The 12,709-nt window shown below is 71.7% G+C and carries 14 protein-coding genes; 9 read left to right on the plus strand and 5 right to left on the minus strand.

The features are described 5' to 3' along the window. Positions 1-36: 36 nt before the first annotated feature. Positions 37-726 carry an invasion associated locus B family protein gene (locus tag ABIC30_RS00550; protein WP_020090844.1) on the minus strand — a complete coding sequence of 230 codons (690 nt, stop codon included), beginning with the start codon at positions 724-726 and terminating at the stop codon, positions 37-39. A 102-nt stretch (positions 727-828) separates the two neighbouring features. After that, positions 829-1,005, minus strand: coding sequence for a hypothetical protein (locus ABIC30_RS00555; RefSeq protein WP_020090845.1), 177 nt, complete (start codon positions 1,003-1,005; stop codon positions 829-831). Between the two features lie 378 nt (positions 1,006-1,383). On the opposite strand from ABIC30_RS00555, the gene ABIC30_RS00560 reads away from it, so the two are divergent. Continuing rightward, the gene (locus ABIC30_RS00560; protein ID WP_020090846.1) at positions 1,384-2,829 is read left to right on the plus strand and encodes a homospermidine synthase; all 1,446 of its coding nucleotides are present in this window, start codon (positions 1,384-1,386) and stop codon (positions 2,827-2,829) included. Positions 2,830-3,011: 182 nt separating this feature from the next. On the opposite strand, the gene ABIC30_RS00565 is transcribed toward ABIC30_RS00560, so the two are convergent. From ABIC30_RS00565 to ABIC30_RS00575, 3 genes are all read right to left on the minus strand, one after another. Next, the gene (locus ABIC30_RS00565; RefSeq protein WP_020090847.1) at positions 3,012-3,905 is read right to left on the minus strand and encodes a transporter; all 894 of its coding nucleotides are present in this window, start codon (positions 3,903-3,905) and stop codon (positions 3,012-3,014) included. 141 nt (positions 3,906-4,046) lie between these two features. Then, positions 4,047-4,898, minus strand: a complete 852-nt coding sequence (locus tag ABIC30_RS00570) for a metallophosphoesterase (RefSeq protein ID WP_020090848.1) — start codon at positions 4,896-4,898, stop codon at positions 4,047-4,049. Between the two features lie 32 nt (positions 4,899-4,930). Next, the gene (locus ABIC30_RS00575) at positions 4,931-5,536 is read right to left on the minus strand and encodes a cation efflux transmembrane domain-containing protein (RefSeq protein ID WP_234081952.1); all 606 of its coding nucleotides are present in this window, start codon (positions 5,534-5,536) and stop codon (positions 4,931-4,933) included. Positions 5,537-5,725: 189 nt separating this feature from the next. Here ABIC30_RS00575 and croR point away from each other — a divergent pair, with 189 nt between their 5' ends. The 8 genes from croR (at position 5,726) to ABIC30_RS00615 (ending at position 12,689) form a co-directional block, all read left to right on the plus strand. Further along, positions 5,726-6,199 carry a 3-hydroxybutyryl-CoA dehydratase gene (gene croR / locus ABIC30_RS00580; RefSeq protein WP_020090850.1) on the plus strand — a complete coding sequence of 158 codons (474 nt, stop codon included), beginning with the start codon at positions 5,726-5,728 and terminating at the stop codon, positions 6,197-6,199. A 1-nt stretch (position 6,200) separates the two neighbouring features. After that, the gene (locus ABIC30_RS00585; protein ID WP_020090851.1) at positions 6,201-7,028 is read left to right on the plus strand and encodes a TrmH family RNA methyltransferase; all 828 of its coding nucleotides are present in this window, start codon (positions 6,201-6,203) and stop codon (positions 7,026-7,028) included. A 186-nt stretch (positions 7,029-7,214) separates the two neighbouring features. Further along, positions 7,215-7,469: a hypothetical protein gene (locus ABIC30_RS00590; protein ID WP_354453624.1), complete on the plus strand. Its 255-nt coding sequence runs from the start codon at positions 7,215-7,217 to the stop codon at positions 7,467-7,469. Next, positions 7,470-8,216 (plus strand): helix-turn-helix domain-containing protein, encoded by a 747-nt coding sequence (locus ABIC30_RS00595; protein ID WP_354453626.1) that lies wholly within the window; start codon positions 7,470-7,472, stop codon positions 8,214-8,216. 232 nt (positions 8,217-8,448) lie between these two features. Next, positions 8,449-10,038: a phytoene desaturase family protein gene (gene crtI / locus ABIC30_RS00600; RefSeq protein WP_026604568.1), complete on the plus strand. Its 1,590-nt coding sequence runs from the start codon at positions 8,449-8,451 to the stop codon at positions 10,036-10,038. 44 nt (positions 10,039-10,082) lie between these two features. Beyond that, entirely contained in the window at positions 10,083-10,502 is a 420-nt protein-coding gene (locus tag ABIC30_RS00605) for a DUF2141 domain-containing protein (RefSeq protein WP_020090854.1), read from the plus strand. A gap of 4 nt (positions 10,503-10,506) precedes the next feature. Further along, complete coding sequence (locus ABIC30_RS00610; RefSeq protein WP_020090855.1) at positions 10,507-11,484, plus strand: ABC transporter ATP-binding protein; 978 nt, start codon at positions 10,507-10,509, stop codon at positions 11,482-11,484. Then, positions 11,481-12,689: an ABC transporter permease gene (locus tag ABIC30_RS00615; protein ID WP_042674036.1), complete on the plus strand. Its 1,209-nt coding sequence runs from the start codon at positions 11,481-11,483 to the stop codon at positions 12,687-12,689. The genes ABIC30_RS00610 and ABIC30_RS00615 overlap by 4 nt, the downstream gene beginning before the upstream one ends. Positions 12,690-12,709: the final 20 nt, after the last annotated feature.

The following is a 12,709-nucleotide window of genomic DNA, read 5'->3' on the forward strand; positions in this document are numbered from 1 at the left end:
ACCGTAACCGGAAAAGGCCGCGGGCCGCCGCGCGGCTCAGCCGCCGAGGGCGACGGCGCGATCGAAGGCCTGCGAGAAGCCCGTCAGGGGCACCGTGACGGTGGCCGGCTCGGTCCCGCCCGCCTTCTCGCCGGTCACGGTGAGGGCCTTGGCGGTGCGCATGCCGTCGAGGGCGAGCGTCGGGAAGCTGATCGCCACGATGCAGCCCTCGGCGCTGCAGGTCGTGTAGGGGGCGCCCTTGCCGAGGGTCTGCTCGTCGAGCTTGAAGGTCACGCCCGGCTCGATGGCGAGCCCGAAGGGCATCAGCACGATCCCCTCGGCCCGGCCGTTCGCGGGCGTCTGCAGTTCGAAGCCGAACTTGCGCCGGCCGGTCCGCGAATCGCCCTGGGACTGGGCCACGATGCAGGTGACCTTGTCGCTCGGGCGCGTGCAGGTCATCGTCCAGTCGCCGTAGCTCTCGCTGACGGTGCTGGCGCCGGCGGGCCACACGGCGTGCGCCGCAGCGGCCGCCGGCGTGGCGGCCTCCTCGGGCTTCGCCGCCTCGGCAGGCTTGGCCGCCTTGTGGGGAGCCGGCTTCGGCCGCGGCTTGGGCTTCGGCTTCGCGGGCGCCTCGGCGGCCGGAGCGGCGTCGGGTTCGGCATCCTGCGCGCGCGCCGCCAGGTTCGGGACCGCCGCAAGCGACGTCGCGATCAGGCTGAGACGCAGAAGCGCACGAAATGTCGACATGGAATCACGATCCCCCGGAGAGCCATTGGGCGGCAGTGCCGCCTAATGCCCAAGCCGGGGCGACGCAATCGCCGGAGGCGGCGCCGGTGGGTTGCGCGCGTCTCAGAGAGGATTCGGGCCACCGATCGAGCGCGCGAGCGCGCAGCGGCGGGCGAAGGCACTCTCCGCGCCGACGCGCAGCGTGCGGGCGACCGCGAAGACGAGGGTCAGGAAGCCGGGATCGCGATCGGCGGTCTCGACGGCAGGGCCGGGGATCCGGGCGGTGATGAGCGCGAGCATGACGGACTCCAGGTGCGAGGTCCCGGGCGTTTCCAAGCTCCCCAAGTTTCTGCGGCCCTCTGCGCGACCTTGCTGCATCGCAATATGAGGCCCGCGTCCCGAGCTTGCCACTGGACAGATGATGGGGGACGCATGCGCTGAGTTCATACTCCGCGCGACTTTCGGGTAAGGGGACGTTAACGAAGGGTTCCGCGGGCGCGGTTGACCGGCGACGGGCAAGCCGCCATTGAGCGCGTTTCCGGCGACTCGGACCCTGGACCGCTCCGGCACCGCTCCGGCGGCGCGGGCCTGTCGCCGCACTGTCACACGCGCGCCATAACCCGCCCGCGAGCCAGATGAGCGGACGCGCCCGGCGTCCGCCAGACGAGGATATCCCGCATGACCGACCAGCCGACGCGTCACCCGATCCATGGCCGCATCACCGGCCCCATCGTGATGATCGGCTTCGGCTCGATCGGCCGGGGCACCCTGCCGCTCATCGAGCGCCATTTCGAGTACGACCGCGCCCGCTTCACCGTGATCGACCCGGTCGACACGCACCGGCCGCTCGCCGAGAAGCACGGACTGCGCTTCGAGAAGGTGGCCCTGACGCCGGAGAACTACCGCGACGTGCTCACCCCGCTCCTCACCGAGGGCGGCGGCCAGGGCTTCTGCGTCAACCTGTCGGTCGACACCTCCTCGCGCGCCATCATGGAGCTCTGCCGCGAACTCGGCGCCCTCTACATCGACACCGTGGCCGAGCCCTGGCCGGGCTTCTACTTCGACAAGACCAAGAGCCAGGGCGACCGCACCAACTACGCGCTCCGCGAGAACATCCTCGACGCCCGCGCGCAGAAGCCCGGTGGCACCACGGCCGTGTCGTGCTGCGGCGCCAATCCCGGCATGGTCTCGTGGTTCGTCAAGCAGGCGCTCCTGAACATCGCCCAGGATACCGGCCTGCAGCGGCCCGAGCCGAAGACCAAGGCCGAGTGGGCCGCCCTGATGAAGGATCTGGGCGTGAAGGGCGTCCACATCGCCGAGCGGGACACGCAGCGCGCCAAGAATCCGAAGCCGCGGGGCGTCTTCGTGAACACGTGGTCGGTCGAGGGCTTCGTCTCCGAGGGCAACCAGCCGGCCGAGCTGGGCTGGGGGACGCACGAGACCTGGAAGCCCGCCAACGCCCGCGAGCAGGAGAAGGGGTCGCGCTGCGCGATCTACCTGCTGCAGCCGGGCGCCGACACGCGGGTGCGCACCTGGGTGCCGACCGCCGGGTCGCAGTTCGGCTTCCTCGTCACCCACAACGAGGCGATCTCCATCTCCGACTACTACACGGTGCGCGAGGGCGATAAGCCGGTCTTCCGGCCGACCTGCCACTACGCCTACCACCCGGCCGACGACGCCGTGCTGTCGCTCCACGAGATGTTCGGCAAGGCGGCGCAGGTGCAGGAGCAGCACCACATCCTCGACGAGACCGAGATCGTCGACGGCATCGACGAGCTCGGCGTGCTCGTCTACGGCCACGCGAAGAACGCCTACTGGTACGGCTCGCAGCTCTCCATCGAGGAGACCCGCCGGGTTGCCCCGTACCAGAACGCCACCGGCCTGCAGGTGACCTCGGCGGTGCTCGCCGGCATGGTCTGGGCCCTGGAGAATCCGGAGGCCGGCATCGTCGAGGCCGACGAGATGGACTTCCGCCGCTGCCTGGAGGTCCAGACCCCGTATCTCGGCCCAGTCGTGGGCGTGTACACGGACTGGACGCCGCTCACCGACCGCCCGGGCCTGTTCCCGGAGGACATCGACACCAGCGATCCCTGGCAGTTCCGCAACGTGCTGGTGCACGGCTGAGGCTTCCGCCGCGCCCCGTCAGTCGGGGCGCGAATCCGCGCCGGATCGGCGGCGCCGTCCTGGACGCACGAAGGGGCCTCCGAGATGCGACGATCTCGGAGGCCCCGTTCGTACGGCCCCCCGCCCGGCCCCGCGGCCTATGCCAGGGATGACACCGGCCCGGACAGTTTCAGCCGGCTCGGCTACTCGGCCTGCCGCCGCGTCACGAGAGTGCGGCCCGGCTCGACCTCGTTCTTGTCCTGATACAGCGGCACGATCGCGCGCAGCCAGCCGCGGACCTCGCGGCCGCCGTAATTGCGCTCGACCACGTCGTGCGTGAGGTAGGCCTGCAGGTTCACGGGCCCGAAATTGTAGCCGACGAGACCGCCCACCGCGATCTGGCCCTGCGGACGGTAGCTCGCCACGCCGGTAGGAAGGTCCGTCGACCCGAAGGCCACCGCGCCGATCTGCCAGGAGCCGAATTTCTTCGTCATGGTCAGGTCGAGGTTCATGTAGTCCGGGTAGAGGGTGCCGCTGGGCGAGCGCGTGTCGAGGAAGACGCCGTAGAGCAGGTTCGCCGTGAGGTTCCAGCCCTGGCCGGTGTAGCTCAGCGCGAAGCGGTGGGTCAGCGAGGCCGACTGCGTCAGGAACCGCGTCTGGATCGGCAGGTAGCCGCCGAACAGGTAGCTGAAGCCGACGTCGCCGCCGAGGTCCCAGGCGAGCTGGGCCGCCAGCAGCTGCTGCCCGACGCCGCTCTGATAGGGCGCGCCCTGGCTGCTCGCCGCCGCGACCGGCTGGGTGAAGAAGAACTGCAGGCGCGCACCGGCAACATCCCAGGGCGTCGCCCACGCGAAGGTCGGCAGGTTGACGTTGGTCGACGAGTCGCGCGGGAGCGTGCCGCGCACGCCGAAGCTCGACAGGTTCACGAAATACAGGCCGACCGGCAGCTGGTCGCCCACCGGCAGGCCGACCGTCTGTCCCGGCTGCGCCGCGGACGCCGCCCGCGCGGTCGTGGCCGTCGACGCGGCGGCGATCGGGGCCGAGACGGCAAGAGCCGCCGCCGCGACCCAACGTGACGTCAGGCTAAATCCGGCCATGAAAACCCCGAACCTGAGCCCCGTCATTCGGGGCCGATCAGGGTTTGACGGGCGTTCACTCCGACAGCATCCCGCCGTTACGGCCAAGCTGTGCGCGATCGCACGGCGTCGACAGACCGTTCTCTTGGCGAGGGGACTAAATCACCGCCCCTCGACTTCGACGACGAAGTCGCCGCGGTAGGTCGTGCCCTCCACCGGGTTCGAGATCCAGCGGCAACGGCCGATCCGCAGGTCGTGGCCGGCGTGGAAATGCCCGGAGATCCACAGCTCCGGCCGCTCGGCCTCCGCGAGGTCGTCGAGGGCCGTGCTGGCGTAGAAGGCCGGCACCCACCAGGGGACGCCGGGCGCGTCCTGGAAGCGGTCGGCCGCGAGCGGGCTCGCCGGGTGATGGGTCACCACCACGGTCGGTCCGTCGTGCGGGGTCCGGAGCGCCGCGTGCAGGGCCGCCCGCTCGATCCGGTGTTCCGCCATCGCGTCCGCCGGCTGCCAGGGGCTGCCGTCGGCCTTGCGGATCGATCCGAGATACTCCCGCGAGCCCGTCACTGGGTCGGTCATGCGCGACGCCGCGTAGGCCACCGGATCGTCGGGCCGGTTCGGCGCGTCCGGTGCGAGCCAGCGCCCCGCGAGGGTCCAGTCGCTCCACAGGGTGGTGCCGACGAAGCGGACACCGTCGATGACGCAGCTCCGCGCGTGCTGGAGCAGATGGATCCGCGCGCCGAGCCCGTTGAGGCGGCCGACCTCGGCCTCGAGGGCGGCGATCAGCTCCGGCGCGGTCCGCCGGTCCCCGGTCGGCGCGTAGCGCTCATGGTTGCCCGGCACCAGCACGATCGGCCGTCCCTGCGCGAGGTGCAGCAGCGCCGCGAGCCCCCGCTCGGGATGTCCCTCGTGGAGGTCGCCTGGGCAGGCGAGCAGGTCGAACGGCTCCGCGGGCGGCGCGATCCGGTCGAGGGGACGCCGCTCCAGGTGCAGGTCCGAGATGGGGAAGATGCGCATGATGGTCGCTGCCGTGTCGCCGCTCGGGACCGCTACCGCGCGGCTCTGCGCTCGGCCGCGGCTGCCTTGAGGATGTCGGCGGCCGAGTCGGCGTTGAGGATCACGATCCCGGCCGCCACCACGAGGTCGGGCCAGGGGGACGGGTGGAGGGCCGTCACCAGACCGGCGGCGATGATCGCCAGGTTGGCGACGGCGTCGTTGCGCGCCGAGAGGTAGGCCGCCCGGGTCAGGCTGCCCGAGCCGGAGCGGTGCCGGGCGAGCATGAGCGCGCAGGTGAGGTTCACGGCGAGCGCCCCGAGCCCCGCGAGGGTCAGGGGCAGTGCCGCGGGGGCGGTGAAGTCAGCGATCTTGCCGTAGGCCGCCCAGGCCCCCGCCAGCGCCGGCAGGAGCAGGATCCCCGCCATGGCGGTCCCGAGGCGGGCGCGGTTGCGCGCGCTCCAGCCGAGACCCGCGAAGATCAGCAGGTTGATCGCCGCGTCCTCGAGGAAATCGAGGCTGTCGGCGATCAGCGCCACCGAGCCGATGGCGAGCGCCACCGCGATCTCGATGCCGAAATAGCCGAGGTTGAGCGCCGCCACGCGGGCGACGATCGGGCGGAGGGCGGGCGGCGCGGGCCGGGGCGCATCATCGGCGATCACGGGACGCCTCTTCGCCGACGCGCGCGGCGCTGTCGAGCGGCCGTTGAGAAAAGCCTGTCCGCGGCTCAAGAAAGTTCGACGCCGTTACGCCTTTGTCCGGGTGGATTCGCCGCCGGGATCGTGCGACGCCGTTGCCGGAGCCGGCTGCACGAGACGAATGACCGGCCGGAACCGGAGGTCTGCCGCGTCATGCTGCCCGAACTGCGCGTGCTCTATTTCGAGGATCTCGAGGTCGGCCTGTCGGAGACCCTCTCGAAGACCATCGCCTCCTCGGACGTGGTGGGCTTCGCCGAGATCACCGGCGACCGCAACCCGATCCACCTGTCCGAGCACTTCGCCGCGCGCACGCCGTTCGGCACACGCATCGCCCACGGCCTCTACACGGCCGGGCTGATCTCGGCGGTGCTCGGCACCCGCCTGCCGGGGCCCGGCGCCGTCTACATCTCCCAGACCCTGAACTTCCGCGCCCCGGTGCGGATCGGCGACGTCGTCGACGTCACCGTGACGGTGGCCGAACTCATGCCTGAGCGGCGGCGCGCGCGCCTCGCCTGCAAGTGCTCGGTGGGCGGTGAGACAGTCCTCGACGGCGAGGCCCTGGTGAAGGTGCCGACCAAGGCCGAGGCCGACCCGCTGGCGAACCGCTCCGACCGGTCCCAGGGCTGAGGTGACTCCGGTCCCGGAGCTCCTCGCCGACCCGGACGATCCCCGCCTCGAGCCCTACACCCGGATGCGCGAGCGCGACCTCGTGGGCCGCGCCGGGCGCTTCATCGTCGAGGGCGAGGTGACCCTGCGGCTGCTCCTCGGGCGCCGCAGCCGCTTCCGCGCCGAATCGATCCTCCTCGCGCCTGAGCGCTGGCCCGGACTCGCCGCCGACGTCGCCGCCGCCGCGGAGCCGCCGCCCGTGTTCGGCGCCTCGAAGGCGGTGATGAGCGCCGTGACGGGCTTCCCGATCCACCGCGGGGTCCTCGCGGTCGGCCTGCGCGGGCCGGAGCCCGGCGCGGCCGACCTCGTACCGCCGCCGCCCGCCCCCGCCCTCGTGGTCGGCCTCGCGGGCCTGACCAATCACGACAATGTCGGCGCCGCCTTCCGCAACGCGGCGGCCTTCGGGGCCGACGCCGTGCTCCTCGACCGGGCGAGCTGCGACCCGCTCTACCGCAAGAGCATCCGCGTCTCCGCAGGGGCCGCCCTGATCCAGCCTTTCGCGCGGCTGCCGGAAGGGCAGGACTGGCTGCGGCTCGCCGAAACCCTCGATCTCCAGCCGCTGGCCTTCAGCCCGGGGGCGACCGAAACTCTGGACACGCTCGACGTCCCGGCGCGCGCGCTCCTGATCCTCGGCACCGAGGGACCCGGCCTCGATGCGGCGACGCTGGCCCGGTCGCGTCCGATCCGGATCCCGATGGCCGCCGGCTTCGACTCGCTCAACGTCGCCACCGCGGCGGGCGTCGCCCTCTACACCATCGCGCACGGCCAGGGGCGCCTCGGCAGGACGTGAACGCGCCGCGACGACAGCTCCCTTCGCCCAGGCCGGCCGTTTCCTGAACTCAGTATTCTCCGCGCGGACGCCGCCAAATAGGGCCGGCACACAATCGTCCGCCTGCAACACATGGACATCTCGACGCCGCGCGCGGGTGTGCGCAAGCTGAGATCTCAAGACCGTCACGACGCCGCGCCGGATCGCATGTCGAGTCTCCCGACGCTTCACTTCAACACCGATCCCCTCGAACCCGCGCAGGCCTTCGCCGCCTGGCGCGATCTGATGGCACCCATCGTTCGGATCGAGCAGATCAAAGGGGCTCCGGTGCCGCGCGGGAACCCGTCCTGCACGGTCCTGGGGGACATCCTCGCCAGCCGGATGGTCTTCTCGGCCCAGCACATGGTCCGCGATCGCCGCCACGCCGCGGCGACGCCGGATCACTTCACGTTCATGCTCTAGGTGTCGGGTGGCCTGTCCGGGGACGTCGCGGGCAGCCCGGTGGTGCAGCAGCGCAACCGGATTATGGCCGCCAATATGGGCCGGGAACTCGATGCCCGCGGGGTGAGCTCCAGCGCGATCGGGCTGACCATCCCGCGACGCCTGCTAGCCGACTGCGCGGTCGAGCGGATCCCGATCTTCCTCGACAGGGAGCGGAACCGTCTGCTCGTCGCCCGGCTGCACGCCCTGTACCGCCGGCTGCCGACGGCCACCGCCGACGACGAGCCGGCGATCGCGGGTGAGTTGACCGGTTTCGTCCGCCGCCTGTTTGATCCGTCCGCGGCCTCGGACGTGCTGCAGGGCCCGGAATTGGATGCCGGCTTCGTCGCCCTCGTCGAGCGCCTGATGGATCTCCACCTGGCCTCGCCCGACCTATCGCCGGACCGCCTCGCCGACGGGGTGGGCGTCTCGCGGACCGTGCTGTACCGCGCCTTCCAGAACGTCGGCGGCGTCATGCACCGCGTCTGGGAGAAGCGGTTGGAGGCGATCCGGATCGCCCTGGAGGATCCGCTCGAGACGCGGGCGCTCGTGCGCCTGGCGAGCGAGCACGGCTTCAAGGATCCCGCCCACCTGAGCCGCGCCTTCCGCGCTCGATTCGGGGTGACGCCGCGGGAATGGCGCCAGACGCGGAGGCCCCACGGCACCCGGACGTTCGAGCGGACGCCCGCCCAGGCCCACGCCTGGTACGAGCGTCTGGGCCAGCGCTGACGCGCCCGCTCCACCGAGGACGGCCCGACACGCGATCCGGCGCTGGCGAGGCCGCCGGTGAGGCCACGGGCGGTCCGCGACGCGGCTCGCGTCGAGAAACCTTGCGGATGTGTATCCACCGTATGATCGTATACAGCGTTGTGCGCGCGACAAACGGCTGCAATTGCCGCGCGATGATGCGAAGCTAGCTTGGCTGGACGGGGTATCGGGATTCTGTGAGGAGTCGGGGACGTTGCTTCAGTCTGGGGATGGGTTGCGGGCGCTGACCGGACGCCGGGTGGCCGTGGTCGGGGCCGGACCGGGCGGACTGGCCGCCGCCCTACTGCTCGCGCGGGCCGGGATCCACGTCACCATCTTCGAGAAGGACCCGCAGGTCGGGGGTCGGACGAAGACCGTCGAGGCTCCCGGCGGTTACCGGTTCGATATCGGCCCGACGTTCTTCCTCTATCCACAGATTCTTGCGGATATTTTCGCGAGCTGCGGCGAACGGCTGGAAGACCACGTCAAGCTCGAGCGGCTCGACCCGCAGTACCACCTCGTGTTCGAGGGCGCGGAGGGGATCTCGGGAACGATCCGCGCGACCGGCGACGTCGAGCGCCTGGAGCGCGAGGTCGCCCGCCTCGCGCCGGACGACGCCAAGAACGTCAAGGCCTTCTTCTCCGAGAACCGGACCAAGCTGAACTACTTCAAGCCGGTCCTGGAACAGGCCTTCCACACCCTGCGCAGCATGGCGAGCCCGGCCATGCTGGCCGCCCTGCCCTACCTGCATCCGGGCCGGAGCGTGGACCGAGACCTCAAGCGCCACTTCGCCGACCCGCGGGTGCGCCTCGCCTTCTCGTTTCAGACCAAGTACCTCGGCATGTCGCCGTTCCGGTGCCCGAGCCTGTTCACCATCCTGTCGTTCCTCGAATACGAGCACGGGGTCTATCACCCGGTGGGCGGCTGCGGCGCCGTCTCCGAGGCGATGGCGGGCTTGGCCGGCCGCATGGGCGTGGACCTCCGGCTCAACAGCAACGTCGAGGAGGTGCTGTTCGACGGCAAGCGCGCCACTGGATTGGTGGCGGACGGCGAGACTTTCAACGCCGACGCGGTGCTGATCAACGGTGACTTCGCGAAGGTCGTGCGCGCCCTCGTCCCGGAGCGGCACCGGCCGCGCTGGCGCGACGCCAAGATCCGGAAGGCTCGGCTCTCCTGCTCGACCTTCATGCTATATCTCGGCCTCGAGGGGAAAATGCCCGACAGCCTCGGGCATCACACGATCCTCTTGGCCGACGGCTACGAGAAGAACATCCGCGAGATCACGGAGGGCACGCTGCCGATGCAGCCGTCCCTGTACGTGCAGCACGCGGGCTACACGGATGGCGGCATGGCGCCGCCCGGACACACAGCCCTCTACGTGCTGGTGCCGGTGCCCAACCTGAAGGCGGGGATCGACTGGGCGGCGATGCGGGAGACCTACCGCGCCCTGGTCCTGGAACGGCTGAAGCTCCTCGGAATCGACGATCTCGAGTCCCGCATCCGCTACGAGCGGATCATCGACCCGACCCAGTGGGAGGAGGATTTCGCCGTCCACGAGGGCGCCACCTTCAACCTCGCCCACGACCTGATGCAGATGCTGTATTTCCGGCCGCACAATCGTTTCGGACCGGGGCTCTACATCGTCGGTGGCGGCACCCATCCGGGCTCGGGCCTGCCGGTGATCTACGAAGGAGCCCGCATATCGGCCCGGCTGCTGATCGAGGAGCTTGCCGGTGCCCGCGCCGCCGCCGCGGCCGGCATCCCCGACACCGCCCCGCTGGCCACCTCCAGCGAGGCCTCGTGAGCGCGGCGACCGACCGGAGCCTTCTCCGGAGGCCGAGAGGACGCGTGACGGTTGCCGTGGCGGCCTGGTTCTGCGCCGCGGCCGTGCCGGCATGGGCCGCCGCCGTCCAGGTCGAGGTCGACGGCATCGAGCCCGGGGGCGGCCAGGTGCGCGTCGCGCTCTGTCAGGGCGGTCTCTCGGAGACGTCGTGTCTCAGGGGGGACGACGCGCCGGCCACCACTGACCGGGCGCGGTTCACCTTCCGGGATGTCCCGCCGGGAACCTACGCGGTGGCAGCCTACCAGGACGCCAACGGCAACGGGCGCCTCGACCGCACCGGCCTCGGCCTGCCGCTCGAGCCCTACGGCTTCTCGGGGGCCGTCGGGCGGCGAGCGCGACCCGACTTCGCCGAGGCGGCCTTCGCCCTCCGGGAGCCCGGCGCCGCCGTACGGGTGCGCCTCGGCCGTGCCCTGCCGGGTCGGTGAACCGATGGACGCCCCCCTCGTCCGGCTCGCGGGCGTCGGCCTCGACCTCCGCGGCCGACGGGTGCTGGATCAGGTCGATCTCGACCTCGGCACTGGCGACACCTTGGCGCTGCTTGGACCGAACGGGGCCGGTAAGTCCTCGCTGATGCGCCTCGTGGCGGGGCGGCTCGCGCCCAGTGCGGGCTCGGTGCGCGTGGCCGGAGCGGACCCGTACCGCGCGGGACAGGCCCGCCGCGCCATCGGATGGGTGCCGCAGGAGATCGCCCTCTATCCGCGGCTGACCGTATCGGAGAATCTCGGCGTGTTCGGGCAGCTGGCGGGGGTTTCCCGCCGCGACCGGAAGGCGGCCGTGGAGGCCGCCCTGGCCATGGCCGACATCGGCGACGTGGCTCGGCGCCCGGTCGGCGTCCTGTCGGGCGGGTACCGGCGCCGGGTGAACATCGCCGCGAGCCTGATGAACCGGCCCCGGCTGGTGCTCCTCGACGAGCCGACCAGCGGCGTCGACCTCGCCGCGCGGGCCGCGATCCACGCGGTGCTCGATCGCCTGAAGGCCGCCGGCACCGCGATCCTGATTGCCACCCACGATTTCGCCGAGGCGGAACGCCTCGCCTCCCGGGTCGCGTTCCTGGCCCAGGGCCGGGTCGTGCGTGCCGGCCGTCTCGCCGACCTGCTCGCGCAGTTGCGCACGGGCGCGCCCGAGCGGGAGCTGAGCCTCACCGGCCCGGTGACGGGACAGGCCGAGGGCGTGCTGCGCCGGGCCGGCTTCGTGCCCGCCGAGGCTGGCGGCCTCGTCTGGCGGTCGGTCGAACGGGCCGGCCTCGACGGCGCGGCGCTGCTCGGCGCCCTGCGCGCCCAGAACGTGCCGGTGGCCGAGATCCGGGTGCGGGCGCCGCGGCTGGAGACGCTCTATCTCGACGCCCTCCGCCCGCGGGAACTGACGGATCCCGAAGCCACCCCGCTCCGGGTCGGGGCCGCCGGATGATCGCTGCCGCCTTCCGGGTGATGCTCCTGACCCTCCTGCGCGACCGGGCCGCGCTGGTGATGGCTTTCGTGCTGCCGACCGTGATCTTCTCGATCTTCGCGGCGATCTTCTCCGGTGCGATCGGCGACCGGATCCGCATCCATCTCGGCTTGGCCGACCTCGTCCACACCGCGGCAACACAGCGCCTCGCCGACGCGCTCGCGGCCGATCCCTCGCTCCGGGTGACGCGGCTGCCCGCGCCCGACATCGACGCCGTGGCGCAGGCGGTGCGGGCCGGCGAGGTCGACGTGGCGCTGGTCCTGCGTGGAGACCTGATCGCCGCCCCTGCTGAGGCCGCGCCCGGTTCCGCGGACCAGCCGGTGGTGCTGGTCGAGAACCCCGCCAAGGCGCTGGCGACACCGATCGCCCTCGGCCAGCTCCAGCGGGTCCTGAACGAGGCGCTGCCCGACGTGGTCCTGTCGCGGGTCGTCGCCGACGTCGAGCGCACGGGCAAGATCGGTCCAGACGAGCGCCGGTTCCTCGACGAGGCCTTCGCCGAGCAGCGTGCCAAGAAGGAACCGTTCAGCTTCGCCTCCCTGGTGGAGCGCCGCAGCACCGCGTCCGGGACCGCCAATGCCCGGGTGAGCTACTACGCCGGCGCGATCACCGCGGTGTTCCTGCTCTTCGCCGCCATGCAGGGCGCCATGTCCCTGGTCGAGGAGCGCGAGACGGGCCTCACCGAGCGGCTGATGGCCGGGCCGGGTGGATTGCCCGTCGTGGTGCTCGGAAAGTTCGCCTTCCTGACGCTGCAGGGGCTCGTCCAGGCCGGACTGATCTTCCTGGCCGCTGCGCTTCTCTACGGCGTCGAGATCGGTCCGCACTGGCCGGCCTTCCTGGCCGCCTGCCTGCTGGTCTCCGCGATGGCGGCCGGTCTGGCGCTCGCGGCCTGCGCGCTCGCGGCCTCGCGCCAGCAGGCGCATCTCGCCTCGACCTTCGGGGTGCTGCTGCTCTCGGCGGTCGGAGGCTCGATGGTCCCGCGGTTCCTGATGCCGCCCTGGCTGCAGCAGGCCGGATGGCTCACCCCGAACGCCTGGGCGATCGAGGCCTACCAGAGCGCCCTGGGCGAGGGCTTCTCCGCCGCGGCCCCGGCCCTGGGCGTCCTGGCGGCGCTGACCCTGGCCGGTCTCGCGTTCGCCCTCGCGTTGGCGGCGCGGCGGACGGCCTAGGTCCCGGCGTCCCGACCCGG

Origin of the sequence: Methylobacterium sp. 1030, from assembly GCF_040544715.1 — a bacterium.
Taxonomy (GTDB): domain Bacteria; phylum Pseudomonadota; class Alphaproteobacteria; order Rhizobiales; family Beijerinckiaceae; genus Methylobacterium.